This is a genomic window from Pseudobacillus sp. 179-B 2D1 NHS (genome assembly GCF_045370945.1).
Lineage (GTDB): Bacteria > Bacillota > Bacilli > Bacillales > Domibacillaceae > Pseudobacillus.
In genome coordinates this window covers 1-25174 of sequence record NZ_JBIQDP010000007.1, presented here as the reverse complement: position 1 = coordinate 25174, position 25174 = coordinate 1, and the positions used below count along the sequence as shown (strand labels likewise).

The following is a 25174-nucleotide window of genomic DNA, read 5'->3' as shown; positions in this document are numbered from 1 at the left end:
GAATGGGGAGGTATGCTAAATGAGTAATGAAGAGATGAGTAAAGGGTTAGACAGAAGAAGTTTTATTAAAATTGGTGGGATGAGTACCCTTGCCTTAACCCTTGCCTCTGCTGGGATGCCGGGAGATTTATTCGGCAATGCGACAGCATTAGCCAAAGACAATCAAGCAGCCAAATTGAAATTTAATTCTGATGGAAGGTTTAAAATTGTGCAATTTAATGATCCACAAGACGATGAACGAATTGATCGCAGAACCATTCAGTTAATGGAAAAGGTTTTAGATGCTGAAAAGCCTGATTTTGTAGTGATCAATGGAGACATGTTAGCAAGCGGGCCTGATACTCCATTGGAAGTAAAGCAAGCGATTAATAATCTTGCTCAGCCAATGGAGAAGAGAAAGATTCAGTGGGCGGTGACATTCGGAAATCATGATGAAGATGCCACGCCAAAAAATGGCCTTGATGAGGAGGATATGCTCAAAATCTATATGTCGTATCCGTACAATAGGAACCAGCCGAGTGAAAAAGGTGTAACAGGAACAGGAAATTCCTATCTGCTTATCAATAATTCTAAAGGAACGACACCTGCCTTTAATTTATGGTTAATGGATAGTGGAAGATATGCGCCAAAGGAAATCGCCGGGCAGGATTTTGAAGGCTATCCTCATTGGGACTGGTTGCGCTTTGATCAGGTGAACTGGTATTATGAAACGTCTAAGAAATTAGAGAAAAGATTGAATCGTAAAGTTCCATCCCTTATGTTCATGCATATTCCTTTATGGGAACATCGCTATATGTGGTTTGCCAGCAAAGAGGAAATGTCAGAATCAAAGCATGCGTTAGCTGTGAAAAAACATAGTATCACAGGGGAAAGAAACGAAAATGAATGTCCAGGACCATTCAATAGTGGCATGTTTTCAGCCATTTTGCACCGCGGGGATGTAAAGGGCGTCTTCTGTGGGCATGATCATATCAACACCTATGCAGGGAATTATTATGGGGTAATGCTTGGCTATGCAGGCAATTGCGGGTTCGGGGCTTACGGGCTTTCCGGGGCAGAAAGAAATAGACTGCGCGGGGCCAGAGTATTCAATCTAGATGAAAAGAAAGAAAATGTTCTCGTCGATACATATATGGTTTTTGCAAAAGATTATGGCATTGATTTAACGGCCAACGATCAAAGTATCGATCCATTGCCATTGAAGGATAAGCCAAAAACTGTAACAAGCAAATAAATAGAGAAATAGCTCAAAAGGGGAAGTGAGGATTCACCTTCCCTTGTTAGATAGGCCGCTTCGGGATAGATCCAAGCGGTTTGTATCATGGTCAGTTAGAAGATTTATTTTTTAATCCCATAAGAGGGGTCCCGTACAATAAAAGCACCTGGATATATTCTGTTGTACTAACTTCCACATTTAGTTTAAAGATCAGAAGGCCGATCCACTTGGATTGGCCTTCTAAACTATGTCAAGGAGTAAGCAGGATTACTTTGAATGAACCTTTTTCCCCTGAACCCAGACTTCACGGATGTTTTCCGGACGGGCGAGATACATGATTTTTTGGAAGACATTATGCAAGTCTTCATTCACGTCGAAGATAGGCAGTTTGGCAGCTGCCGCTTTCGTATCGATGACTTGTACGTCCCACACATAGTTTTCCTGCAGGCGGCCGATGGGCAAGCTTAAACTTTCGCCGCCGCCAGCTGTTGCTAAATAGAAGGCTTCATTAATCGTAATACGTGATTGCGGCACACCGCGATCTTCAGCAGGCAGAGCGGGGTTCACACCATCTTCTAACATTCGCGATGAGATGATTGCTTGCCTTACATTATCAAACAGGCTAGGTGAAAAACCGCCAGAAATATCAGATCCTAAGCCAATCTCAACGTCCTTCGAGTGAAAGTGAGCGATGGGAATGACGCTGTTGGCAAAGTAAGCATTGGATATTGGACAGTGAGCGATGGCCGTTCCTGTTTCAGCAAACAATTCTGCATCATGATCATCTAGGAAGTTACAGTGGGCCATTACCGACTTATCATGCAACAGACCAAACTCATGCAAAGCAAAGGCATCATGTTTATCAAATCGGTCTTTCACGTACCCATGCGCCCAGTCACTTTCGCTGCAGTGTGATTGGACATGTGTATCATATTTGGCCGTCAATTCCCCTAAACCTTTTAGTGTGTCATTTGTACAGCTTGGGATAAAGCGTGGGGTCACCACCGGATAAACTCCTTGCTTAGCGGTCTTTGCTAACTCCTTAACAGCTAAAATAAACTCCTCCGTATCAGCTAGTGCTGTTTGCGTATCAGCATCACGATAATAGGTCGGCGTTTGTTCAGGATTGTCCATGACAACTTTCCCGACGAGCCCTCGTTGTCCTTTCTTCGCACAGATCTCAGCCAGCAGCACACTAGCCTCTTTGTGCACAGTCGCGAAATAAAGGGCGGTCGTGGTTCCATGCGCAAGCAAAGTGCTGACTAAGTCGTTATAGACATTTTCGGCGAAAGTCAGATCTGAAAATTTGGCCTCAAGCGGAAAGGTGTATGTATGTAACCAGTCATAGAGCGGGAGATCCAGCGCCGTTCCTGCTTGAGCCCATTGAGGGGCGTGCACATGTAAATCGATAAAACCCGGCAAGAAAAACTGCCCTTCAGCTAAATGATGAAAGTGATCTTCTCCTTCATAAGCATCCACCAGCTGTTGATAGTCCGCCTCTTCCGGTGCAACAATTTTTTCAATCATGCCGTCACTGTTAATACAGAAAAGATAATCTTTTAAAACTTGAATGTCTTTAGGAGACGTACTGGAAAAAGCTGTTCCTTGAAAAATATCCATATATTTTTTCATGATTATCACCTTAATGTTCGTTTTTATAGATTCATACTAGTGATTATAAGGGAAAAAAAATAGCAGGTCTAGAAGAAAACGAAGGAACCCCTTGTTTTCTCCCAATGACTGTTCATTTTAACGAATGCTCATTATCCAACGAATTTTTTATCGGGGAGAGAGAAAAAAAGAGGAGCAACAAGGCTCATTAGAGTCATAAATACTTGATAAGTAGAGGAACGGATTTTCATTTTTTAGAGGGCTTCTATTCCTTGTAATAACCGCCATCCAGCCTATTTACTTTTTATTTTAGCTAGTATAAATACCTGAAAAAGTTCAACTCTTCTCAACTATGCTAAGTATATTTTATCATTTTTTACCAAAATATCATTTGGATATTTACACCATTTATTAACGAGTTATATAATCAAATTGTTTCGACTATCAAAATAATAGCTTACTAGGGGGTAAACATGGGGAAAAAGAAGCGGAATTCAACGTTGCTTTCAAGTTGGGCTGCCAGTGCTATTGCAGCGTCGGCCATATTTACGGGAGGTTTTGTAAGCGCTAACATTCATCCTTCAGCTGCCTCTGCAGCGGCAATCGAGTCTCCAGACATAGATGTAAATATTATTAACGAAGATCGCATTGCCAAGAGTTTAAAAGATCAGGGACTGCTGGCGAAAAATGCTTCTTCGGCAGAAACTCAGAAGGCAGTAAAGCAATATATCAAGAAAAAGCAAGGGGAAAAACAGCCTGGCAATCATAAGAAATATACAGATGAAAAACACGAAAAATTTGACAAAAAAACGAAGGATTTTTTAACAAAGCAAAAAGATAAACTCGCGAAGCAGCTTAATAAAGGCCATGAAAACTTTAAAAAAGGAAAACCAAACGGCGCCGTGAAGGTAAATCCTGCCAAACAAGCAAACTATAATGGGAGCGTCCGCCAGGATAAAGTGTTGGTTCTATTAACTGAGTTTAGCGATTTTAAACATAATAATGTCGTTCAAGAAGATGGTTATATGTTTGCGGATGATTTTAATAAAGAGCATTATGAAAAATTAATGTTTGGCGATCAGGAATTTACTTTGTTTAACGGAGATAAAGTAAAGACGTTTAAACAATTTTACGAGGAGCAGTCCGGGGGCAGCTACACAGTAGACGGCACGGTATCTGACTGGTTAACACTTCCGGGAACGGCCAAGGAATATGGAGATGATAATCCAAACGGCGGTCATGATAATATGGATCCAAAAGGACCGCGTGACCTCGTGAAAGATGCTTTAAATGCAGCGGTCGCTTCGGGTATTGATTTATCTGAATATGATCAATTTGACCAATATGATCTCGACGGAGATGGAAACTTAAATGAACCGGATGGACTCGTTGATCATTTAATGATTATTCATGCAGGTACCGGTCAGGAAGCTGGCGGCGGCAAACTTGGTGACGACGCGATTTGGTCACACCGCTGGACGCTTGATGGAGTTTATCCTGTTCAAGGTTCGCAAGCGAAGGTGGATTATTGGGGTGGAAACATGGCTGCATTTGACTATACGATCCAGCCTGAAGACGGAGCTGTTGGTGTATTCGCGCATGAATTCGGTCATGATTTAGGGTTGCCGGACGAATATGATACCCAGTATACAGGGCATGGCGAACCGATCGCCTCCTGGTCGATTATGAGCGGCGGTAGCTGGAACGGAAAAATCGCCGGTACCGAGCCAACAAGCTTTTCCCCGCAAAATAAAGAATTTTTCCAAAAAGTAATGGGTGGCAATTGGGCCAATATAACTGAAGTGGATTATAAGGATATAGACAAAAGCGGCCTGGCTTTTATTCTTGACCAGAGCGTGACCAAGTCCAAAAATCCAGGCATTGTAAAAGTGAATTTGCCACAGAAAACCGTCCAAGGCATTGCCCCGCAATTTGGTGAAAAGTATTATTACAGCACAAAGGGAGATGACCTTCACACAACGTTAACTTCACCAGAGTTTGATTTAACGGCAGCCAAAACAGCCGTGTTTGATTATAAAGCCTATTATGATATTGAATTTGACTATGACTTCTTGAATGTGAAGGCCGTTACGAATGATGGACAAGAAGTTATCATTGATACTATTGGCGATGAAGATACAGACGGCGATACCCGAGCTGAATCTTCTAAGGGACAGTGGGTGGACAAGTCTTATGATTTGAGCGCATTCGCCGGTAAAAAGGTAAAGCTTGTTTTTGAATATGTGACAGATGGCGGTTTGTCTCTTGAAGGCTTCGCTCTTGATAACGCCACGCTTACAATTGATGGCAAAGTAGTTTTTGCGGATGATGCGGAAGGAACGCCTAAGTTCACAACTGATGGCTTTGAAGTATCCAACGGAACATTCCAGAAAGCCAATTACTATTATTTAGAGTGGAGAAATTATAACGGTTCAGACAAGGCCCTGATGCACTCTCGGGGAGTAGCTTATAATACCGGGCTCGTCGTATGGTATGGGGATGACAGCTACATGGATAACTGGACAGGTGTTCATCCTGGAGACGGATTTCTCGGCGTAGTGGATTCCCACCCGGAGGCCATTGTCGGCACGTTAAACGGACAACCGAGCATTAATCAGAGCACGCGCTATCAAATCGCTGACGCGGCTTTCAGCCTAGACAAAGCACCGGGCTGGACAATCGATTCTCCAACACGGGGATTCTATCATTATAAAGGATTAAACGGTGTTCCTACATTTGACGATGCCAGAAAGTATATCAATCAAATGATTCCAGATGCTGGCCGTAACGTGCCAAACTACGGCTTGAAATTCCAGGTTATCGGCGAAGCAAAAGACAACTCGGCAGGGGCCGTATGGATTCACAAATAACTAAGAGCGGGCTGCCGTTATAGCAGCCCGTTTTTGCTGTTTAAGTGGTCTTGGGAGAGCACCCGATGTTTAAAAATTACTTTTCCTCAAGGCCCTCAATAGATACAACACGGCTGACGTCATGCGTCCCCCTTGCTTGAATGGTTGCCAGATTTGAATGTTTATCAACGCCTTCAATCCAAACAGGGATGCCACTGTAGTGAACAGGGATATCCTTCTCCGATTCTAGAACTTCAAGTACGCGTTTCATTTCCACCTCTTCACCTCATTCCTATGAACGCAGGTTCTTTTTTGCCATGTTGATCAGTTCTCGGACCATGGAACCGCCTAGGCGCCCGCCAATTTGACCGGCTTCTTCAGAAGTAAGCTTGCCATTGTATCCTTCTGTTAGCGGAACCCCTACTTCTTTTGCGGCTTCAAACTTGGCAGCTGCCGGGTCACTGGCATTTACGACTTCTGCCTTCAAGTTGTCTAGCGCTTGTTTTGCTTCAGGAACAAGAATTTTGTTTTTTCTCGACATATGCATTCCTCCTTTTAGCTGTTCAATGTTACTATGCCCGATAAGTTGTTATCGTATAGGCTAGTGTCCAGTTTGCTGGCTATACTAATGGAAAAGGAAAGGAGAGCTAACAAATGGGCGCGATTGAACGCAATGGCTATCGGTTTGTGCCGGAATACAGCGTAATTAAGCAAAATGGGGCTATTCACGTCTACCGGGAGGGAGAATTCGTAGAAGAGATTCTCTTTGATTTCTCTGGAGACTTTGCTGAACATAATCAAATAGAGGAATTAGTTAACCATTATTGCAAAGAGCATAATATTTAAAGAACCATGAGTTCATGATCTGGAGAAAATCCTTAAAAAGAAGCGGTATGAATTGGTTAGTTTGATAAACTGTTTGTTTTTCATTTCTTAAATAAAAAGAGCGGGCAAATCTTCTGGGAGATTGTCTGCTCTTTTTAGATGAAGCTATGTGGAGATATCATTGGGAAGGCGAGGAAGAAATTCGCACGGTCGATTTATTAAACTTCCTATCTTCTGCAGGTGTCTAATCAGTTAAAATCGAGAATGACTATCATGGTATAAATGAAAGCAACCCATTACCGACTCACTCAGCATCCTCATATGATGATCAATAACCGGGCGGATGTTTCCTGATTAGATAAGCTTTTTCCGCATCTATCCTATTGTGTTTGTCCACTCCAATAACTGAAGAGTGACATATACTGCCGTATAGCGTATGAGGGTATGGGGGTGAGAACATGTCAGTTGAACGTTACTATGGACTTTGCCAACGATATAGAGGAAGAGCTGTTGAGATTAGAACACATGATGGAAGAATGCACAGAGGGATTATTCAACACGCGAATAATCATAAAGTCTTTATCCGTCCTATTAGCGGTGCACGTAACTTAGGCGGTTTTGGTTATGGAGCGTACGGCTATGGTTCAGGATTTGGCTATGGAATTGCATTAGGCGCCATTGCTACTCTTGCTTTACTTCCATTTTTCTTTTGGTAATTCGATAAACCAATGCAAAAAGGTAATAAATATGTATACCGTTTTTGTTCACGGATTAGGCGGACTGCCTTGCATCAAGAAAGCACAAATAGAATGTTGTGCACATAGAGGGATTCGCTTAGCTATATGTAGTTTATGAAAAATAAGCAGGAAGGTGTCTGTCAGGCGGCATTTTAAAGACATCTTTCTGCTTATTTGGCATGTTCATTTTCTCCATAAGTCCGGAGAGATTTTAGCGATGACTTCAGAAGGAAGTTCCATTAACTCGTCAGTTGTTTGCCCGGTGTCATTAAGGTAGTTTTGCACCAAGTAATAGCCAATGCAATAACCGGCCATTTTTGGATAGAAACGAAAGCCATACAGCAGGCTGTTATGTTTGCGGTGAGACTTGGGTACATGTATGTTGGGAAGAATAATGTTCTGCCAGATTTTTTCTAACTCCTTATTTGAATAGTATGATGTCCAGGCTGAAACCAGTCCGTCTCCCAATCTCTCCCGAACAGCATGCTCCGCTAATCCTTCCATGATCATGGTATCCAATAAGCTAAAATCTTCTTCATCTTTTTTATATTTTTCTAATCGGCAAACATGGTGGTATTCATGAGTCAGCAATGCCTTTATCTCTTCTTCTGTATTGCTTTCAGAAATAAATAAAAACAATTTATCTTTAAAAGCTAAGCCGGCTTTTTCATTCGGTTTGTTTGAGTTTCTCCGTTCCTTCATGTTTAACGGCAAAATAAAGATAGGGACTTCGGGGCCCTGCCATTTTGCTTGAAGCTGCTGTTCTTCCTGTTCAACCATCTTCCATACATTATTTTTCTGCAGGCTTGTTAAAAACGCCCGATCATTTTTCACTGGTTGGCGGTACATCCCATGAAGTGTCAGATAATCATAAATTTCAGCAGCTGAAACTCCGTTAAAGTAATCCGTTATCTTCTCGCATATTTCCAGAGGTTTCTTATATGAATTTAGCAGCCACTCATCGGTTCGAATAACGCTCACATCCATTCTCCTCCAACAGTCAATTTATCTAACAAGATATGCTTGTTTTTGATAAGTGTTCCCGTTTGCCAAACTGTAATTTTTGGAACGTCGGGGTACATACCCTTTCAGAAACGAATCACTTGAATACTATGGAATAAGGCATAAAAAGGAGGTGCGATGCTAATGTTTTTTGGACCAAGACGCCCAATGGCTCCTTATTCGCCTGTTTCAAGGCGCCCGCTCGGAAGGGCTCAACAACCGCCACAACGACCACGGGGAGGATTACTGTCTTTGCTGCAGGATCAAGAGGGGAACTATGATTTTGAAAAAATTACAGCAACTGCCCGGCAATTGAATGGGATATACAGCCAAGTAAGCCCGATGATCTCTAAATTTATGAAGAAATAAGGTAGGAATATACGCTTCAAGCTAAAAAACTAACAAGGATAACAGAAGCTAATAAGCTAGCTAAAGGATGGGGGAAACGGGTTGGCTAACGCGTATCTTGATTGTCTGGCAATGTTGGGCGTAGGAGGAGCGCATCCGGGAGGACTTCAATTAACCAAAAAGATGTTGGCAAAGGTAGAGATAGATAGAACAAAGACTGTTCTTGATATTGGCTGTGGTACCGGCCAAACTTCCGCATACATGGCCGAAAAGTACAAATGCCGGGTGACGGCTGTTGATTCAAGCAAAGTAATGGTAGAGAAGGCAAATAACAGATTTTTAACTTTGGATTTACCAGTTACAGCTGAAGTAGGCGATGCACAAAATTTGCTGTTTCCTGATGCCGCATTCGATGTGATTCTTTCTGAATCAGTCATTGCTTTCACTAATCTGGGCTCAACCATTTCAGAGTTCAAAAGAGTTTTAAAGCCGCGCGGCCAATTGCTTGCGGTTGAAATGGTATGCGAGCAGCCACTTCTCAAAGAAGAGCAGCGAGAAATAACAGACTTTTATGGATTTACCGGTTTGTTTACGGAAGAAGACTGGTCGACTGCCTTTCAACAAGCTGGATTCACTCGTGTAACCATTGAAAACTACCAACCGCATGATGATGAACAGGATCTAGAACAGGCAGCTGATTTTTCACTGTCAGAACATATTGACGAGGAGTTTTTCGAGATTTTCCAAGAGCATGAGTATTTAACAATAAAGTATAGAGAAAAGCTGGGATTCCGTATGTTTATATGCGGCCTTTAAGCTGATAAAGAACCGTCTAGGTGCTATCTCTGGCTAGTAAGAGTTGACAGATATCATTTGAGGAGCAGTTGGGTAACACCAGCACATTAATATGCGTAATAAGCAAGAAATTTTGTGCTCGACATTTTTCAAACGATAGCAGAAAGCTTGCTGTTTTATGTGAAAGGCAGCTCCAACAAATAAGTTAGTTAAAATAATCATTTTAACGAAATTTCGTCTCTCCTAAGGACTCATTAATTATTCAAATTTTTTCTTGGAACATATCTTATATCAGGAGGGATGAGAAGTGATTAACTGGAAACTAAGATTTAAGAATCCAACGTGGGTCATGAGCTTTGTTGCTCAATTATTGATCGTTGCACAGCTAATTGTTGGAGGATTAAATCAAATGGGTGCTATTGATTTCACATGGACTGATCAAATAGACACCTGGCTCCTGGGAGTTGTTAATGCTGTATTGGTTGTCCTTGCCATGTTAGGGATCGTACAGGATCCTACAACCCAAGGCTACTCAGATAGCGAACAAGCCAAAAACTATAAGGAGCCTAGGTAAAGGATTCAGGCGGTTTTTGAGCCCATTATTTTAATGGGCTCTTTTTTATAGCAGAAAATGGTACATAGATGAAAGGGGAAGAAGCTTTTAAAAAGCAGTTTTCTTCCATGATTGAAAACCATTCCATAAATTTTTAAAAGTAGACTTGTTCATTTCTACATTTCTAAGTCTAACAGCTCTTTCAAACTATTAATCACTTGATCAGCTTGCTTTAATTCAGACGGATGAGCAAAGTCAAAATTCACACCAATGGTTAGGAGGCCATTGTCTTTTGCTGCCTGGATATCCGATAACCGATCTCCAACAACTACTCCGTTTTTAATTCTGTTTTCTAAAATGATTCTTTTAACCAAGTCAGATTTATGTCCGGACGGGATAGATTGGATGCTATATGTATGTTTAATGAATCGGTTTAATTTATAGGTATCCGTAATGGCTTGTAGATATTCTTTTTGGCCGTTGCTCGCTATGTATAAAGTATATTTTGTACTCAATGCTTCCAAAATGTCTTCAGCATCAGGGTAGAGGGCTCCCTTCTGGCCTTTTATCAGTTCGATAAGCTGAAGATGGAAAAATTCATTGCTTTGCCGATGGGTTTCTATAGAGTGATGGGGACAAAGAGTTTCCCATACAACGGGCAGGGGGACACCCATAATCTCACGATATTGCTCAATCGGTGTCTGACCAGTCCACAAGCCATTTTTACGAAGTTCTTCAAAGACTTTTTCCAATGCTCCTTCTAAAATTAAATTAGTTTGAAACAAAGTGCCGTCCATATCAAATATCATTGCCTTCATTGGGAGTCTCCTTTTCACCATAATCATAAGTTTTGCTGCCGTTATTTAAAAGGGTTTCTCCCTTATCCTACATCATTAACAGTTAAAAAGCTTTGAGGAGCTTTATAGTCAGGAGGGGAAGTTTTTAATTGCAATAGCAAAGAGTGTAGGGGACACATTGGATAGACATCAGCACAATGGTAGTAGACTTTTTAGCCAACCCGCGATTGGCGGATTATGATATTTCTTCTCTAGAAGTGAGTGCCAGTGGTTATTGGCGAGCGGCTTTATGAACGAACAGGGCAGCGTTATGCGGAGGAATATGGCTTATCAGAAATCATGGTACTTTAATCCGCCAGACAGGACAAGGAGGAGAGCTCGTTGTTTGCGGTTCGCGAGTATTTTTCGATTACGATAATCGCCCCGATGAGAATAAACAGGTGCACATGAAACTCGATGGGGAATGCTTCTTCCGCACCGGTGACATCGAATTATATAATATAGCCCCATAGCCTCCATTGATAAATCAAAAATTTTTCTTTACTTCATTTAAGTGTATACATTTATTATTACTTATTCGTTGTATAAGTATAGGGAGGACAAAAGATGAAAAAAGAAAATATGTTAGCCTCCTATCTTATCAATTTAGGAGAGGAAGTGTTCGATTTATTACTAGCGAAAGGAGCTAAAAAAGAAGATGCAGAAGATATCATTCAAAACACCTTTTATAAAGTTTACACATTGCTGGATGACCTAACAGAGGACAATATCCGTCCCTGGTTCTTTAGAGTAGCACTCAATGAATACATTGACTTGAAAAGGAAAAAGGAGCAACAAAACATCTATTTAACCGAGAAGATTTATTTAAAGTTACAACATACAGACCATGAATTTGATGCCATTTTAAATAAGGATGAGATTTTCTATTTACTAAAAGACATAAAAAAGGAATATAAAGAAATTTTCTTTTTAAAGTATTACTATGGTTTTTCCTATGAAGAAATTGCTCCTATTTTAGACATTAAAGTAGATAGTGTAAAGCAGAAATTATATCGCGCACGTAAATTTATTCACTCAAAAATAGGAGGAAAATATTAATGGATAGTTCGTTAAATGGAGCTTTAAAAAGAGCTAAACGAAAACAACTCTTAAAAATTATCATTACCTCAATTATTGTCGTACTCATTTCATTGCCCATTCTTTATAAAACGGGGAATTACTTTGCAGCAAAAAGTTCTGAAAGACTTCATGACGAGCTTTTCTTACATAATGCCATCGCTGAACCCAATATTCAAGTCGATTCTCAGGTAACGAGCAATTCATCCATGTTTGGTGGTAACATTGTGACAAATCGTTCTAAAAATATTAATGGCTATTTAGTTCAATGGAGCACACTTACAAGTTCGTATGATTGGCTTCGTACCAAAGTTGATTACAATGAGTTAATACCAGGGTTTTATTGGTCTGACAGAGAGTTCTATGAGTATGATAAACAAACAAAGAACAAAGTTGCGACATTTTATCATCCATCTATTCAAAAGTATTATGATGGAGTACAAAATGAACTAGGGGACATTTCACGGATGAAGAACTATGTTGCGGAAGTTGCCATTTCCTTTAATCAACCTTATACCTTGGAAGAAATTCAAGCAAAAATTCCTGATAATTTAAACATTGTATGGTTGTATATGGCATCACCAATGGTAGATGAAAGTAAAGGGCCTGCTGGCATGCCAGTTTATGGGTTTGACCCATCTAATTCACCGGAAGAGGCATACAACAGCTTTATTGATTCACTCAAAAAATACGATGCAGCTGGAGATAACAAAACAATCCAGAAGTTTTTAAATCTAAATAAAAATAAACAGTTTGATGAAGTGAAAATTTTAGGAGCAATGCTGACGGGGCAAACCCAAAATTTCAAGGCTTTGGAAAATCAAGATTTTGTTCGAGGTGCTTCTGTAGGGGCTACTGCGCAAATCGTCCCGTATATTAAACCGAAGAAATAATAGGCAAGAGACCAGAAGGATATCTGGTCTCTTTTTTTGTTAATCTGTCCTTTCGTAGCTGGACGAAGACCTTATAGGCAGCTTCGACCAGCTATTTTTCTTATCAGACAGCACAAGTATTCAATTATTAACTGCTTGCTTTATCGCGCGAAAAATTGATCGATCCACTCGCTTGTCCTCCCTAATGGATACTTTTTTCTGTACGCGACCCGCAAAGCATTGTTATTGTCAATGACTCCATTGCCATAGTAGATCTTCGGACGGGTTTGTTCTGCCTGCTGTGTTGTTTTTGTCATAATGTTCATTACTTCTGTATTTCTCAAATTGGGATCAATGGAGCGAATCAGCCCTGCTAAGGCACTTACATGTGGAGCAGCCATGGACGTACCTGACAGGCTGGCGTATTGTCCCTGAGAAAATGTACTGGCAATGTGGACACCAGGTGCTGCTATGTCAATATAATCTCCATAATTTGAAAAGGGAGCACGGTTGCCTTCCCAGTCTACAGCAGCTACACCAATCACACCGGGATAAGCAGCCGGGAAACTCGGCTGGCTGGAGTTATCATTTCCAGCTGCAGAGACAACAACGATATTTTTTTTCAAAGCATAGCGAATGGCTTCTTGCATAACAGTGGAAGGCTGGTAATTCCCAAGGCTTAAATTAATTACGTCGGCCCCATGGTCTGCTGCCCATCGGATTCCTTGGGCAACATCAAAGGAGCCGCCCAACCCATCGGAGTTAAGCACTTTTACGGGGATAATCGGGTTATACCATGTAATCCCTGCGACCCCTTCAGCATTATTCGGGATAGAAGCGATAATTCCGGCCACATGGGTACCATGCCCATTATCATCATTTGGTGGATCATCATGAGAGAGCGCATTGTAGCCCTTCGTCAACCGGTGAGAAAGATCAGGGTGATTCAGGTCTACGCCGGTATCCACAACGGCAATTTTTATTTTTCTGGAGCCCCGAGTAACATTCCACCCAACTTCTGTCCGAATAGCGGGCAGATTCCACTGGTAGTTTTGGTAATAGGTATCGTTCACTTCATTTTGCAAGAAAATATAATGGGGCTCTGTATACGTAACATTCGGGCTTTGCTGGAAATACTCCATCAATTCAGCCGGTGTTTTACTGCTGGATTTGAAAATATAGACGGAATCCAGCTGCTCTTTCAGCTCGCCGTCAATATCGCGAGTGATTTTCGCTATATCGGCTTCACTCGGAGAAGCATTAAAGTCTACAACTACCTCATTGTCATAATAGTGGCTTTTATCCTGCTTGTTATGATGGATCAGCTTAACAGAAGGATCGTTATCCAGCCTTTTTTTAGTAATATCATTGGCGCGAATGGCATTTATTTTTAAAATGCGTGGGTTGTCCTGCTGCAAGTTCTGCACTTGCATTTGCCGGACATTTTTTTCGCTGTTAAAGCGGGCCGCCTCGTCTTCCGGCTGTCTGTTAAAGCTTAATACTGCTATCGTTGCAAGGCCCAAAACCAAGACAGATAATCCGATTATTCCTTTTCTTTGCATGCTGGCACCTCAAGTTGTATTTTTCATTTTCTTTAATGGAGCATTTCTATCATTTACTGCCTTAGAAATTCACTGCACCGTAGCGAGTGCAGAATCATTTCCTTTTTAAAGAAATTTAAACTATCGGTTATTATCCCCCGGTTACGCTTAATTTATTTGTGTATAGAATGATTCAATCCATTACAAGCAGCGAGCAGTGTTAGACACGCTCGCTGTGTGAAAAATATAGGGTAAGGAAGAAATGCCAAACAATGAACAGTTCATTTCCTTACTGCTTTGTTACATCTACTTCAAACGATTGATCCTTCAAAGGCTGTTGAGATTCTGTCTTATAATTAAAGATACTTGGGGTGATGCTAATTTTACGAATATTATGGTCTAATTCAATCTCTTCACTCATTTCGGATAGGGTGAGTGAGCTTTCTCCCGTTCCGCTTCCTAGAAGAAGCTTGCCTTTTTCATCTTTAAGAATAAGGTGGATAGCGTGGCTTTCACTTGTACCTTTCTTATATTCAAACGTATGATGTATTTTTACAGAGACAGGGGATACGCGGATTTCTTTTATTTTCAACGTTCCTTCAATGCCTTTTTCATTAATATTTATTTCTTTATCTACACGATAAACGGTTGTGTCAGACTGAATATTGGCGCCGTTGACCGTCGTTTGGAAGGCCCAGTGCCCTTTAATTTCCCCGAACGAATCAGAATATTTCCCAGACTTAGTGCCATGTTCCTTTTCATATTCCATCGTCTGAAAAGTAATCGTTACAGGATAATCTTTTTGTGAATCCATATAATCGAGAATTTGGAAGGCTTTGTCATTCACGCCGTCTCCATTTGTGTCGATATGATCTAAATCAAAGGAGTATAAGTAGTTCCAGCTGCCGTCTTCTGTCTCTTTATTCTCCCTATGCAGAGTATAAGCGGCATTGGCGAATGCCAGCTCTCCGATTTTTACTTGAAGTTCTCCTGGCTGAATAGGGGTCTTCCTATTCGGGTCTGTTGACTTTATATTCAGACTGAGCAGGATTTGGCCGTCATCAAGCATTAATTCATTTAGTGTAACGTGGACATCTTGGTCTGCAGCTGTTTTCTCTATCATTTGTTTATAGCCGGTAAACTCATTTTCTGGTTTGTTAAAAAATAATTCAATCTGCTTTCCAGCTTTTGATAGAGAGGCCCATACTTGATCATTGCTCAGCATAAGAGGGCCTGCTGTTACCAATATAAAAGCAGCTGCAAGTAAAAGTTTTCGATTTTTCTTTTTTCGAGGCTTGATTTTTGCTTGTAATGATTGCTTTAGTCTCGTTTTCTCAGCCGCATTTAATTGTACTTCTTCGTATTGCTCCGATCTGCTATCAACTTGGTTTAACAATTCATATGGATTTTTCATCATGGCACCACCTTATCTCATAATTTCTTTCAATTTTTTTCGTCCTCTTGATAGCCGGTTATACAAATTATCTTTCGTTGTCTGAGTGTGGCTGGCGATCTTCTCCAAACGGACATCTTCTAAGTAATATTGTTTAAACAAATGCCGGTCTTTTTCATTCAAATGGCTGAGTAACTCCTCGATTTCTTCCTGCAATTCATGCTGCAGGAGAAGGGAGTCTGCAGAGGCCGGGGGATCGACTTGTGATAAGCTAATATTTTTCCTTTCTTTCATATACTTGCGCTTATAATCAATCGCCTTATATTTAGCGATAGCCCCAATCCAGTTTTTAAACGAATTTTGTTTTTGGTCAAAGCTTTCAATGTTGTTCCAGACAGATAACAACACATCATTGATGCACTCTTCCTCATACATATTCAAACCGCTTAAGTGTTTTCGAACGATAGCGGTGATGAGACCGGCATAATGATCGATTAACATTTCCAAACCTATGTCTTTTTTACGAGTAATTTGCTTAACGATGATCCTATCATCCATTGGTTTACCACCTTTCTAAAAACATTTTCACTGATTAATACGGAAGAAAGGGTCATTTCCTATCATTTATGAAAGAATCTTTTTAGTAACAGGCTCTGTTACACTTGGTTGTTGCTTTTCTCTGCCGGTAGACGCTTTTCGTGGGCGGTCCGCGAGCCTCCTCGCCTCATATGCTCCTGCAGGTCTTATCAAGACTCGCTTTTCCAGCCGGAATACTGTCTTCCGTTCGAATCAACTATTAAAAAAACAACATGGCTCTTTAACAAACCCTGGCAATAAAAAATGCATCATTCGTGCAGGAAGCATAAAAATTGGGCTTAATAAAATATAGAAACGTCAGTTCAAAGTATACAGTAAGAGGAGGGGACTTTTATCAATGATGTATAGGAAGAAGACAAGCGCTATCAATGTAAATCAGTCGCTGACACAGGTATAATGAAAACAGCTAGCATACATAATCGTTACTTAATATAAAAGCAAAGAGGAGTGAGATGGGTGGATTTGCACTTACAAGGAAAGAACGTACTGATCACCGGGGGCTCGAAGGGAATTGGAAAAGCCATTGCCCAAGCTTTCATACGTGAAGGAGCGAATGTTTCGATCGCCGCCCGTGGCATAGAATCATTGAAAAAAGCACAAGAAGAGCTGGATCATCATGTCTCTATTTTTCAAGCGGATATTTTAAATCCCGAAGAACGGGAGAAGCTCATGGAATCTTTTATGGAGCAAAAGGGGAAAATTGATGTTCTGGTCAACAATGCAGGCGGCAGCAACGGGGGAAGGGCAATGGATACGGAGATGGAGCTGTTCCATGAAGCGCTGGAGCTGAATTATTTTTCAGCTGTTCATTTAAGCAAGCTAGCAGCCGATCATATGAAGAAGGAAAAGAGCGGGGCGATCATCAATATCACATCTGTATATGGAAGAGAGAGCGGCGGCAAGGTGACATATAACAATGCCAAATCAGCTTTGATCAGTTTTACAAAAGCTTTTGCAGACGAAGCCATTGCTGATGGGATTCGTGTAAACAGCGTGGCACCGGGAAGCATACTCCATGAAACCGGCAACTGGAAGAGACGGCTTGAAGAAAATCCGGAACAAATTAAAGCGTTTGTGAAAAATGATATTCCGGCGGGGCGTTTCGGCACTCCAGAAGAAGTGGCTAACGTCGTTGCTTTTCTGGCATCTGACAAAGCTTCATGGATCGTGGGAGCAAGCCTTAATGTAGACGGCGGCCAATCTAAAATGAATTTCTAGAAAGGCCGAACAGGAGAATATGAAGATGGAAGCATAGATATTACAATCATCTTGATGGTGTACAAGCTAGAGTTTTTCTATAATCGGCGCCGTCCTTATCAAAGGACGGCTTATTTCCTGTTCAACGAGTAAACAGTGAAGCCGATCAGCTTTTTGGTAAAATGGACGATGGAAAGAAGTAGTCTGTTCCTTAGACACGAAAAGAAAAAGTTAATGATAAGTATGAACGAATCGGCGACTATAACTGTAATGAGCCGTCTTTATTCAAACACCAGAAGCTTATGGGCTAGATGAAAACAAATGCCGTGGAGACAGAGGGCGATAAGTTAATCTCACGGAGTCAATACACTAAGCTTATTTAAAGAGGAAGGATTAGTATCAATAAATTCCACTTGCAGTCAGCCTATTTAAGGAGTATATTGCTTAGTGTATTTATATCCTGCAAATATAAATAGATAGGTGGCAGAAATAAGATGAATGATGTTAAACCATATAGAATATTGCTGTATTATATGTACGTTCCCATTGAGAATCCTGAAGAGTTTGCCAAGCAGCATTTGAAGCTTTGTGAGGAGCTTGGTTTAAAAGGCCGCATTCTCGTAGCGGCGGAAGGAATTAACGGAACGGTTTCCGGAACAGTTGAGCAAACAGAACAATACATGCAAACGATGAAAAAAGACCCTCGGTTTGCAGAGATGATATTTAAAATAGATGAAGCAGATGAACATGCTTTCAAAAAAATGCACGTTCGTCCGAGAAAAGAAGTAGTGACACTGCAGCTTGATGATGACGTGAATCCGCAGGAGCTGACGGGAAATTATTTAAGTCCAAAAGAATTTTTTGAAGCGATGCAAGAAGAGAATACAGTCATCATCGATGCAAGAAATGATTATGAATACGATTTAGGGCACTTCCGAGGAGCTCTTCGTCCCGATATTCAGGCATTCCGCCAGCTTCCCGATTGGGTACGCGAGCATAAAGACGAGTTGGAAGGGAAAAAGATTCTAACTTATTGTACAGGCGGCATTCGTTGTGAAAAGTTTTCCGGCTGGCTGAAGAAGGAAGGATTTGAAGATGTAAACCAACTTCACGGGGGGATTGTGACGTATGGAAAAGACCCCGAAGTGCAGGGAAGGCTATGGGATGGACAGTGTTATGTTTTTGATGACCGGATTGGTGTCCCCATTAACCGTGTCGAACATGTGATAGTAGGACGGGATCACTTTACCGGTGAACCGTGCGAACGTTACGTCAATTGTGCCAACCCTGAATGTGATAAGCGGATTTTTTGTACGGAAGAAAACGAGCATAAATATTTGCGCGGATGTACGCATGAATGCAGAACACATCCGAATAACTTGTATGTAAAAGAACAAGGGTTAACTGAGGAAGAAGTAAAAAGCAGATTAGAACAAATTAACGAATAAATAGAGAACAACGAATAAGAGGATCTGACAGGATCCTCTTATTCGTTGTTCAAGCGGATGAATAATAGAAACTTCTTATGGACATGATAATTGACATAATTATGCATAGGAGGGTTCTTATGAGTACGCGTTATTGCTGTCCAAACTGCAGGACGAACCGTTCCAGATTCAACATTGTCGAACAGGTCGCTCATGGAGTCAAACTAGATCCTCAGACAGGAGAGGTGATTGAACGGTTCGAAGGCTCAAGTGATCCTGGTCCTTTCCATGCAACCTATAACGGTCCCGAACGCAGAATTCATTGTGCGGTCTGCAATTTAGTTGAAGATGAAATGATGTTTATTAAGTTTGGGGAAAAGCAACAGAGTTAAGAGGAGGACTATTAAAAACAGCCAGTTCATGTTTCATGAACTGGCTGTTTTTGCGTTATTTAGATGTACAATCAATCGGGCATACGCTGCAACGCTTGCCTTTCGATCCCGCTAAATAAGAAAGACAGCAGGTTTTGCGCTTCTGAATGACTGTTCCATTTTTTTCAACGCGCTGTTGTGAACTCTCGCATCTTAACAATGGATTTTGATGGTAAGAGCCGAACAGTGATCCAGCTCCTTCTTTAACAAGATAATGAAAATCATTGGCAAGAGTCTCATGTTGGCCATGATACTCTGGGGTGTTTAGCAGGCTTTCGTACATCCAGCGAATATAAGTATAGAGATTTTCCCACATAATTAACTTGGACAGACGGCTTTGCCTTTTTACATGAGTGAACAATAGATCAATATGGCCTCCGAATATTTGCTGAATGGCCTCTTCTCTCCATTTCACACGGTCGACATTGCCCGGTTCATCGGCGGCTAAATGAGAAAACCTGAAAGAAGGCAGCCATAATGGCTCTTCTTCATCCAACGTTTCAATCCATATATTACGAAAGGAAAAGTCCAGTCGCTTATTGAGAACGCTCATCGAATAGAGGGCAATTAATATAGCAAAACTGTACCTCTTGATAAAAAGAGAAGCAGCCACAGTCGTGTTAGCTGCTTTGATTTTATCTTTGACTTGCAGTAAATAAGAGCATAGTTGTTGATCATCGAGTAGACCGTTTGCTTGAATTGTTAAGGAGGAAGAAGCAGTCCGTGTGGTTAAGCGATACTTCTCTTCTAGAACAGCCAATTCTTCATTAGTAAATGAGTTCATGGTCTTTCTTCTCCTCGGCCGCCACATATCTCCCTTTTCCATGAGGGATGCACATAGGAGTCCCGAAAAGGGGATCGACGGTTATCTCGCAATTCATATTAAAGACGGTTTTCACTAATTCAGGGCTCATGACATGTTCTGGCTTTCCATGAGCATAGACTTTCTTGTCTTTTACAGCAACGAGGTGGTGGGCATAACGGCAAGCAAGATTTAAATCGTGAAGCACCATGACAATGGTACGTCCTTCTTGTTCGTTGAGCTCGAATAAGAGATCAAGAATTTCAATTTGATGAGTCATGTCCAAATACGTTGTCGGCTCATCAAGCAAGATGATGTCGGTGTCCTGCGCTAACGTCATTGCAATCCAGGCACGTTGTCTCTGGCCTCCCGACAACGAATCGACTAAACGGTCAGATAAAGCTTCCATTCCCGTTGCTTGCAGGGCATTATGGATGACCCTCTCATCTTCTTCAGACCATTGGCGGTACCACTTTTGATAAGGGTAGCGTCCTTGCTTGACGAGTTGTAAAACAGTCAGCCCTTCAGGAGCCACAGGCCCTTGAGGCAAAATGGCTAACCGCTTGGCAATTTCTTTTGTAGGAAGACTTGATACCATTTCTCCTTCGATCAAAATAGAACCGGACTGCGGTTTCAGCAAGCGAGCTAACGAGCGAAGAAGCGTAGATTTCCCACACCCATTGCTGCCGATAAAGACCGTAATTTCACCTTTAGGAATGTGTAAATCCAATTCATCAATAATGATTGTATCTCCATAAGACAATGTAAGCGACTTCGTTTCTAGTGCTGGCATATACTTTCCGCTCCTTTGTTAAGCATTTCGCTGCCTATATAAAAGATAAATGAAATAAGGGGCTCCAAGAGCTGCAGTAAACACGCCTGCCGGAACTTCAACAGGGAGGAAAAATGTCCGCCCGATTGAATCCGCCATTAAGACTAATATGGCTCCAATAATAGAGGATAAAGGCAGCAACGCTCCAAAAGAGGAGCCGACAAGTCTTCTGGCGATGTGGGGAGCCATCAAGCCAACAAAGCCGATACCGCCTCCAAACGCAACTGCGCTTCCGGTTAAAGCAGAACTGATCAGCAGCAAAAGAAAACGCTGCTTTTGTACATTCGTTCCTACTCCTGTGGCGATCTCTTCCCCAAGGTCTTGAATGTTAATGTTTCTAATCATTACAAGCACAATGATCAGAAGGGAAATGGTGATAGGTGCCAATATCCAAACATTTTTCCAGTTTGATCCGTAAACAGAGCCTGTAATCCAAACATTTGCCTGGCTTGCCTGGTGAATAGGCCCCAAGATCATAAATAAAGTAGTCAACGATTTCATCAATGCCCACATTCCCACTCCGACTAATACAAGGCGGACTGGAGATAGACCGTCCTTCCATGCTAGTAGATAAAGGAGAAAGGTCACGACGGCTGCACCGATAAAGGCGCCTAGCGGCAGCCAATGGATGCTGACTGTCAGAGCATTGCTTCTATCAGTAAAGAGGACTAAAAAAAGAACAACAGCTACAGACGCTCCGCCGGTTACCCCGATAATATCAGGAGAGGCTAAAGGGTTTCTTACAACAGCTTGTAAAATAGCCCCTGCCGCCGCCAGACTCATGCCGACGAGAACAGAGATCAGAATCCTGGGCATACGGAAGGAATTAACGATCAGCTGCTCAAAAGCATCTCCTTGTCCGAGCAGTACATTGAGAACACGCCATGGCTGGAGAAATTGCTCTCCCATTCCGGTGCTGACAAGAAATACAGCCAGCAGTAAGAAAATAAAACCAATATTGATCCAGAGTGCTTTCCAGTCAAGAAGCAATGAAATGTTTCCTTTGCCTAAGCGAAGCGGAGAATATTTCTTCATGAGGCACGGCCTCCTTTACGTGCAATGTAGATAAAAAAGGGTGTGCCAATAAAAGCGGTCATTACTCCGACCGGAACTTCCTCTGGCATGATAACATAGCGGGCACCGATATCAGCCACCAAAAGTAAAATTCCGCCTATTACACTGCAATAAGGCAATACCCAGCGATAATCATTGCCCACTAATGAGCGAACAATATGAGGAACGATAATACCAATAAACCCAATCGGGCCAGCTACAGCCACAGAGCCGCCCGCGAGCAGGATGAAGGAAATGGCAACAATGAGTTTCACTGCGCCTGTCTGCTGGCCAAGTCCTTTCGCTACATCTTCACCCATCGTTAAGATGTTAATCTTCTGAGCCATGAAAAAAGCAACGATCGTAGCTGCTGCAAGATAGGGAAGAACAGAAAGAAGAATTTCTAGTTTTCTACCTTGTACAGATCCGGCAAGCCAAAATAAGGCTTGATCAAGAGCCGACTCATCCATTACCAGCAGCCCCTGGGTTAGAGAGGAAAACAGCGCTGCGATGGCCGCGCCTGCAAGCGTCAATCTCATGGGGGTAAGTCCGCCGCCTCCTGTCCCGCTGAAGAAGTAGACGATAAAAGCAGCAGATGCCGCTCCGGCAAATGCTATCCATGTAAATGCATGAAGAGAGTTAACGGAAAACACCATCAATGCAACTACAATAAAAAAGCCGGCCCCTGCATTGATTCCAAGAATATCAGGAGAAGCAAGCGGATTTTTCATTAATGCCTGCATCAACGCCCCCGCTATAGCCAGGCTGCTTCCTACGGCAGCAGCGATTAATGCCCGGGGAAGACGTACATTTTGAATAATAATATGTTCATTTGAGCCATTGAAATGCTGAAATGCTTGAACAGCTGTTTTTATGCTTGTATTTGTATAGCCCATGACGATGCTAAGACCGATACAAATAAGTAATATTCCTCCACTAATTATCAGTCCAAAGGCTTTTCCCTCCGTGTGTCTCAACAGCATCTATTTTTCTCTCCCAATATACCTATTTTTCTCTCCCAATATACCTATTTTTCTTTAAGTGTAAGAGATGAGAAAAGCACTGTCAATGATCTTGATAATCATTTTCAATTATTCATTGACAAAACATTTCCCATCCCATAATATCTACATGTAAATGAAAATCATTTTCATATAGGGGGAAAATATATGCATACATATTTTACACGCAACCGCTTTTCATCGCTGTTGGCAGCATTCATGCTAGTCATTGTTTTTGCACTGGCGGGCTGCGGCAATGAAGAAAAGCAACCTTCGAAAGATAATAAAGCGTCGAATGAAGCAAACACAACTGAGAGCAAACCTTACACCGTAGAACACGCCATGGGAAAAACAGAAATCAAAGGTAATCCTAAACGTGTTGTCATTCTGACAAACGAAGGCACGGAAGCCCTTTTGGCATTGGGAGTAAAACCTGTAGGTGCTGTACAATCATGGACAGGCAACCCTTGGTATAAACATATTGAGGATGACATGAAAGGTGTTAAAAGTGTTGGGAATGAAGGTGAACCAAGTGTAGAGACTATTGCTTCATTGAAACCGGATTTAATTATCGGCAATAAAATGCGACACGAAAAAATTTACGAGCAGTTAAGCGCGATTGCTCCGACGGTCTACTCAGAAACGCTGCGCGGTGATTGGAAAGAAAACTTTAAACTTTATGCGAAAGCAGTAAATAAAGAAGAAGAAGGCAACCAAGTAATTACTGACTTTGACAAGCGCGTCCAAGAATTAAAAGGCAAGCTTGGTGACAAGGTGAACCAAAAAGTTTCCATTGTCCGTTTCATGCCTGGTGATGTTCGTATTTATCACAAGGATACTTTCTCCGGCGTTATTTTAGATCAATTAGGCTTTGCCCGTCCGAAGGGCCAGGATCAGCCGGATTTCGCTGAGAAAAATGTAACGAAAGAGCGTATTCCTGCAATGGATGGCGATATTCTTTTCTACTTCACATATGACCCGGCAGAAAGCAAAGGGGAGGCACCGAAGTTAGAAGAAGAATGGGTTAACGATCCGCTATTCAAAAACTTAAATGTCGTAAAAAATAACAACATCCATAAAGTGGACGATGCTGTCTGGAATACAGCGGGCGGCGTAGTAGCAGCTAATTTATTCCTGGATGATATTGAGAAATATTTTTTAACTGAGAAGTAAGCTTTTTTCAAGCGATATAGCCAGGATTTGTCTATAAAAACCTCCTTATTAAAATAAGGAGGTCAGTTTGTCGACAAAAGGGGTTCGGAATAGTCTTATTCCGAACCCCTTTTGATTTTTCGGTAGTTTTAAAGCCCTTCGAGAGAAAGATAGACCTCTCCGAGGTCATCATTTAAACCATTTCTGGTTCTCGCCAAGTCCAGCTGGCCATTTTCTTGAGATTCATGGCAGCGAAAGTAAGCATCGCTTGCATCGACAATTTTTTAAGTCCCCTTAACGTTGTCCAACGCATGCCATGCTTTTCTTTTGCATCTGCGAATACACGCTCAATCGTTTCTTTTCGCTCCGCATAAATCGCTTTAACTTCTTCGTGGTGGCGAAGATGGTCGGCCTCTTCCATATATTTCTGCCAAATATGGCGTGTCACCACTTTTTGATGATCTCTGCTTTCCGTGCATTTAGCTAAAAAAGGGCAGGAGGTACAAACCTGTTTGGGTGATCTGTATTCACGATAGCCTTCCTTATTCGTCGTTGAGTAATTCAATACTTCCCCTGCCGGACAAAGGTAACAGTCAAAATGTTCATCGTACACATAGTCATGCTTTCTGAAGAAGCCCTCTTTTGTGCGCGGCCGTGTATAAGGCAAGGCAGGTATCATGCCGTTTTCCATTAAATAACTGGCAATGGCAGGTGTTTTGTAAGCTCCATCTGCACCAACAGCTTTAGGTTTTCCTACCTTTTCTATCACTTTCTCCATTAACGGCTCTAAGATCTGGCTGTCATGTGTGTTGCCTGGTGTGACCATTGTGCCAATTACGAATCCCTTACGGTCTGCGGCCGCGTGAAAGGAATAGGCAAATTGTTTGGTTCGTTCGTCTTTAACGTAGTAGCCACTGTCCGGATCGGTTGTACTTTCCTTGATTTCTTTCGTTTCTTCTTTATCGAACTTATCTGGCGGGAACGGCTTTTTTCCATGATCCTCTCGGTCCTGATTAATCTCTTCTTG

Annotated in this window: 26 protein-coding genes; 13 read left to right on the top strand and 13 right to left on the bottom strand. The window is 41.7% G+C overall.

Annotated features, from left to right (window positions below; translation table 11 throughout):
* Positions 1 to 19: 19 nt before the first annotated feature.
* The gene (locus ACH0BF_RS08900) at positions 20 to 1234 is read left to right on the top strand and encodes a metallophosphoesterase family protein (protein WP_259455712.1); all 1215 of its coding nucleotides are present in this window, start codon (positions 20 to 22) and stop codon (positions 1232 to 1234) included.
* Between the two features lie 249 nt (positions 1235 to 1483).
* Here the strand turns inward: ACH0BF_RS08900 and guaD are convergent, their stop codons facing one another.
* Positions 1484 to 2848 (bottom strand): guanine deaminase, encoded by a 1365-nt coding sequence (gene guaD / locus ACH0BF_RS08895; RefSeq protein ID WP_340855441.1) that lies wholly within the window; start codon positions 2846 to 2848, stop codon positions 1484 to 1486.
* A 452-nt stretch (positions 2849 to 3300) separates the two neighbouring features.
* On the opposite strand from guaD, the gene ACH0BF_RS08890 reads away from it, so the two are divergent.
* Positions 3301 to 5697, top strand: coding sequence for an immune inhibitor A domain-containing protein (locus ACH0BF_RS08890; RefSeq protein WP_340855440.1), 2397 nt, complete (start codon positions 3301 to 3303; stop codon positions 5695 to 5697).
* A 76-nt stretch (positions 5698 to 5773) separates the two neighbouring features.
* On the opposite strand, the gene ACH0BF_RS08885 is transcribed toward ACH0BF_RS08890, so the two are convergent.
* Together ACH0BF_RS08885 and ACH0BF_RS08880 are read right to left on the bottom strand one after the other, a co-directional pair.
* Positions 5774 to 5947, bottom strand: coding sequence for a small, acid-soluble spore protein, H family (locus tag ACH0BF_RS08885; protein WP_340855437.1), 174 nt, complete (start codon positions 5945 to 5947; stop codon positions 5774 to 5776).
* Between the two features lie 21 nt (positions 5948 to 5968).
* Positions 5969 to 6217, bottom strand: coding sequence for an alpha/beta-type small acid-soluble spore protein (locus ACH0BF_RS08880; RefSeq protein WP_120036545.1), 249 nt, complete (start codon positions 6215 to 6217; stop codon positions 5969 to 5971).
* 113 nt (positions 6218 to 6330) lie between these two features.
* On the opposite strand from ACH0BF_RS08880, the gene ACH0BF_RS08875 reads away from it, so the two are divergent.
* Both ACH0BF_RS08875 and ACH0BF_RS08870 read left to right on the top strand, forming a co-directional pair.
* Complete coding sequence (locus ACH0BF_RS08875) at positions 6331 to 6522, top strand: YbxH family protein (RefSeq protein WP_120036546.1); 192 nt, start codon at positions 6331 to 6333, stop codon at positions 6520 to 6522.
* Positions 6523 to 6959: 437 nt separating this feature from the next.
* Positions 6960 to 7217, top strand: a complete 258-nt coding sequence (locus tag ACH0BF_RS08870) for a hypothetical protein (protein WP_120036547.1) — start codon at positions 6960 to 6962, stop codon at positions 7215 to 7217.
* 204 nt (positions 7218 to 7421) lie between these two features.
* Here ACH0BF_RS08870 and ACH0BF_RS08865 read toward each other — a convergent pair whose 3' ends face one another.
* Complete coding sequence (locus ACH0BF_RS08865) at positions 7422 to 8219, bottom strand: DUF2268 domain-containing putative Zn-dependent protease (protein ID WP_340855429.1); 798 nt, start codon at positions 8217 to 8219, stop codon at positions 7422 to 7424.
* Between the two features lie 165 nt (positions 8220 to 8384).
* Between ACH0BF_RS08865 and ACH0BF_RS08860 the strand changes: the two genes are divergently transcribed.
* The 3 genes from ACH0BF_RS08860 (at position 8385) to ACH0BF_RS08850 (ending at position 9957) form a co-directional block, all read left to right on the top strand.
* Positions 8385 to 8609 (top strand): YppG family protein, encoded by a 225-nt coding sequence (locus ACH0BF_RS08860; RefSeq protein ID WP_340855426.1) that lies wholly within the window; start codon positions 8385 to 8387, stop codon positions 8607 to 8609.
* A gap of 81 nt (positions 8610 to 8690) precedes the next feature.
* On the top strand, positions 8691 to 9404 hold the full coding sequence (locus ACH0BF_RS08855) for a class I SAM-dependent methyltransferase (protein ID WP_340855423.1): 714 nt from the start codon (positions 8691 to 8693) through the stop codon (positions 9402 to 9404).
* A 286-nt stretch (positions 9405 to 9690) separates the two neighbouring features.
* Entirely contained in the window at positions 9691 to 9957 is a 267-nt protein-coding gene (locus ACH0BF_RS08850; RefSeq protein ID WP_120036551.1) for a phage holin, read from the top strand.
* A gap of 155 nt (positions 9958 to 10112) precedes the next feature.
* Here ACH0BF_RS08850 and ACH0BF_RS08845 read toward each other — a convergent pair whose 3' ends face one another.
* Entirely contained in the window at positions 10113 to 10754 is a 642-nt protein-coding gene (locus ACH0BF_RS08845; RefSeq protein WP_406909287.1) for an NIF family HAD-type phosphatase, read from the bottom strand.
* A 585-nt stretch (positions 10755 to 11339) separates the two neighbouring features.
* On the opposite strand from ACH0BF_RS08845, the gene ACH0BF_RS08840 reads away from it, so the two are divergent.
* Both ACH0BF_RS08840 and ACH0BF_RS08835 read left to right on the top strand, forming a co-directional pair.
* Positions 11340 to 11831: an RNA polymerase sigma factor gene (locus tag ACH0BF_RS08840; RefSeq protein ID WP_120036553.1), complete on the top strand. Its 492-nt coding sequence runs from the start codon at positions 11340 to 11342 to the stop codon at positions 11829 to 11831.
* Entirely contained in the window at positions 11831 to 12742 is a 912-nt protein-coding gene (locus ACH0BF_RS08835) for a sigma factor regulator N-terminal domain-containing protein (protein ID WP_406909285.1), read from the top strand. Before ACH0BF_RS08840 ends, ACH0BF_RS08835 begins: the two co-directional genes overlap by 1 nt.
* 140 nt (positions 12743 to 12882) lie before the next feature.
* Here ACH0BF_RS08835 and ACH0BF_RS08830 read toward each other — a convergent pair whose 3' ends face one another.
* The 3 genes from ACH0BF_RS08830 to ACH0BF_RS08820 all read right to left on the bottom strand — a co-directional run bounded on the left by ACH0BF_RS08830 (position 12883) and on the right by ACH0BF_RS08820 (position 16213).
* The gene (locus ACH0BF_RS08830; protein ID WP_120036555.1) at positions 12883 to 14283 is read right to left on the bottom strand and encodes a S8 family peptidase; all 1401 of its coding nucleotides are present in this window, start codon (positions 14281 to 14283) and stop codon (positions 12883 to 12885) included.
* Between the two features lie 268 nt (positions 14284 to 14551).
* Complete coding sequence (locus tag ACH0BF_RS08825; RefSeq protein ID WP_120036556.1) at positions 14552 to 15679, bottom strand: DUF4179 domain-containing protein; 1128 nt, start codon at positions 15677 to 15679, stop codon at positions 14552 to 14554.
* Between the two features lie 9 nt (positions 15680 to 15688).
* Positions 15689 to 16213: a sigma-70 family RNA polymerase sigma factor gene (locus ACH0BF_RS08820; RefSeq protein WP_340855405.1), complete on the bottom strand. Its 525-nt coding sequence runs from the start codon at positions 16211 to 16213 to the stop codon at positions 15689 to 15691.
* Between the two features lie 495 nt (positions 16214 to 16708).
* On the opposite strand from ACH0BF_RS08820, the gene ACH0BF_RS08815 reads away from it, so the two are divergent.
* From ACH0BF_RS08815 to ACH0BF_RS08805, 3 genes are all read left to right on the top strand, one after another.
* Positions 16709 to 17470, top strand: coding sequence for an SDR family NAD(P)-dependent oxidoreductase (locus ACH0BF_RS08815; RefSeq protein ID WP_120036558.1), 762 nt, complete (start codon positions 16709 to 16711; stop codon positions 17468 to 17470).
* A 473-nt stretch (positions 17471 to 17943) separates the two neighbouring features.
* Complete coding sequence (gene trhO, locus ACH0BF_RS08810) at positions 17944 to 18897, top strand: oxygen-dependent tRNA uridine(34) hydroxylase TrhO (protein ID WP_340855400.1); 954 nt, start codon at positions 17944 to 17946, stop codon at positions 18895 to 18897.
* Between the two features lie 119 nt (positions 18898 to 19016).
* Positions 19017 to 19268: a DNA alkylation repair protein gene (locus tag ACH0BF_RS08805; protein ID WP_120036559.1), complete on the top strand. Its 252-nt coding sequence runs from the start codon at positions 19017 to 19019 to the stop codon at positions 19266 to 19268.
* 55 nt (positions 19269 to 19323) lie between these two features.
* On the opposite strand, the gene ACH0BF_RS08800 is transcribed toward ACH0BF_RS08805, so the two are convergent.
* The 4 genes from ACH0BF_RS08800 to ACH0BF_RS08785 are packed head-to-tail and all read right to left on the bottom strand — an operon-like array spanning position 19324 to position 22977.
* A complete protein-coding gene (locus ACH0BF_RS08800) occupies positions 19324 to 20091 on the bottom strand; it encodes an IucA/IucC family C-terminal-domain containing protein (protein ID WP_182917106.1) in 768 nt (255 codons plus the stop codon).
* Positions 20075 to 20902 (bottom strand): ABC transporter ATP-binding protein, encoded by an 828-nt coding sequence (locus tag ACH0BF_RS08795; RefSeq protein WP_120036561.1) that lies wholly within the window; start codon positions 20900 to 20902, stop codon positions 20075 to 20077. The genes ACH0BF_RS08800 and ACH0BF_RS08795 overlap by 17 nt, the downstream gene beginning before the upstream one ends.
* A gap of 18 nt (positions 20903 to 20920) precedes the next feature.
* A complete protein-coding gene (locus tag ACH0BF_RS08790) occupies positions 20921 to 21976 on the bottom strand; it encodes a FecCD family ABC transporter permease (RefSeq protein ID WP_340855394.1) in 1056 nt (351 codons plus the stop codon).
* Entirely contained in the window at positions 21973 to 22977 is a 1005-nt protein-coding gene (locus ACH0BF_RS08785; protein ID WP_120036562.1) for a FecCD family ABC transporter permease, read from the bottom strand. The genes ACH0BF_RS08790 and ACH0BF_RS08785 overlap by 4 nt, the downstream gene beginning before the upstream one ends.
* A gap of 186 nt (positions 22978 to 23163) precedes the next feature.
* On the opposite strand from ACH0BF_RS08785, the gene ACH0BF_RS08780 reads away from it, so the two are divergent.
* Entirely contained in the window at positions 23164 to 24168 is a 1005-nt protein-coding gene (locus ACH0BF_RS08780) for an ABC transporter substrate-binding protein (protein WP_406909284.1), read from the top strand.
* A 172-nt stretch (positions 24169 to 24340) separates the two neighbouring features.
* On the opposite strand, the gene ACH0BF_RS08775 is transcribed toward ACH0BF_RS08780, so the two are convergent.
* On the bottom strand, positions 24341 to 25174 hold an 834-nt coding region (locus ACH0BF_RS08775), incomplete at its 5' end, for an IS1182 family transposase (RefSeq protein WP_406909283.1).

Coding starts and splice junctions, on each gene's coding strand:
- ACH0BF_RS08900 (WP_259455712.1), top strand. CDS start 20: ATGAGTAATGAAGAGATGAGTAAAGGGTTAGACAGAAGAAGTTTTATT.
- guaD (WP_340855441.1), bottom strand. CDS start 2,848: ATGAAAAAATATATGGATATTTTTCAAGGAACAGCTTTTTCCAGTACG.
- ACH0BF_RS08890 (WP_340855440.1), top strand. CDS start 3,301: ATGGGGAAAAAGAAGCGGAATTCAACGTTGCTTTCAAGTTGGGCTGCC.
- ACH0BF_RS08885 (WP_340855437.1), bottom strand. CDS start 5,947: ATGAAACGCGTACTTGAAGTTCTAGAATCGGAGAAGGATATCCCTGTT.
- ACH0BF_RS08880 (WP_120036545.1), bottom strand. CDS start 6,217: ATGTCGAGAAAAAACAAAATTCTTGTTCCTGAAGCAAAACAAGCGCTA.
- ACH0BF_RS08875 (WP_120036546.1), top strand. CDS start 6,331: ATGGGCGCGATTGAACGCAATGGCTATCGGTTTGTGCCGGAATACAGC.
- ACH0BF_RS08870 (WP_120036547.1), top strand. CDS start 6,960: ATGTCAGTTGAACGTTACTATGGACTTTGCCAACGATATAGAGGAAGA.
- ACH0BF_RS08860 (WP_340855426.1), top strand. CDS start 8,385: ATGTTTTTTGGACCAAGACGCCCAATGGCTCCTTATTCGCCTGTTTCA.
- ACH0BF_RS08845 (WP_406909287.1), bottom strand. CDS start 10,754: ATGAAGGCAATGATATTTGATATGGACGGCACTTTGTTTCAAACTAAT.
- ACH0BF_RS08840 (WP_120036553.1), top strand. CDS start 11,340: ATGAAAAAAGAAAATATGTTAGCCTCCTATCTTATCAATTTAGGAGAG.
- ACH0BF_RS08835 (WP_406909285.1), top strand. CDS start 11,831: ATGGATAGTTCGTTAAATGGAGCTTTAAAAAGAGCTAAACGAAAACAA.
- ACH0BF_RS08830 (WP_120036555.1), bottom strand. CDS start 14,283: ATGCAAAGAAAAGGAATAATCGGATTATCTGTCTTGGTTTTGGGCCTT.
- ACH0BF_RS08825 (WP_120036556.1), bottom strand. CDS start 15,679: ATGATGAAAAATCCATATGAATTGTTAAACCAAGTTGATAGCAGATCG.
- ACH0BF_RS08820 (WP_340855405.1), bottom strand. CDS start 16,213: ATGGATGATAGGATCATCGTTAAGCAAATTACTCGTAAAAAAGACATA.
- trhO (WP_340855400.1), top strand. CDS start 17,944: ATGAATGATGTTAAACCATATAGAATATTGCTGTATTATATGTACGTT.
- ACH0BF_RS08805 (WP_120036559.1), top strand. CDS start 19,017: ATGAGTACGCGTTATTGCTGTCCAAACTGCAGGACGAACCGTTCCAGA.
- ACH0BF_RS08800 (WP_182917106.1), bottom strand. CDS start 20,091: ATGAACTCATTTACTAATGAAGAATTGGCTGTTCTAGAAGAGAAGTAT.
- ACH0BF_RS08795 (WP_120036561.1), bottom strand. CDS start 20,902: ATGCCAGCACTAGAAACGAAGTCGCTTACATTGTCTTATGGAGATACA.
- ACH0BF_RS08790 (WP_340855394.1), bottom strand. CDS start 21,976: ATGAAGAAATATTCTCCGCTTCGCTTAGGCAAAGGAAACATTTCATTG.
- ACH0BF_RS08785 (WP_120036562.1), bottom strand. CDS start 22,977: ATGCTGTTGAGACACACGGAGGGAAAAGCCTTTGGACTGATAATTAGT.
- ACH0BF_RS08780 (WP_406909284.1), top strand. CDS start 23,164: ATGCATACATATTTTACACGCAACCGCTTTTCATCGCTGTTGGCAGCA.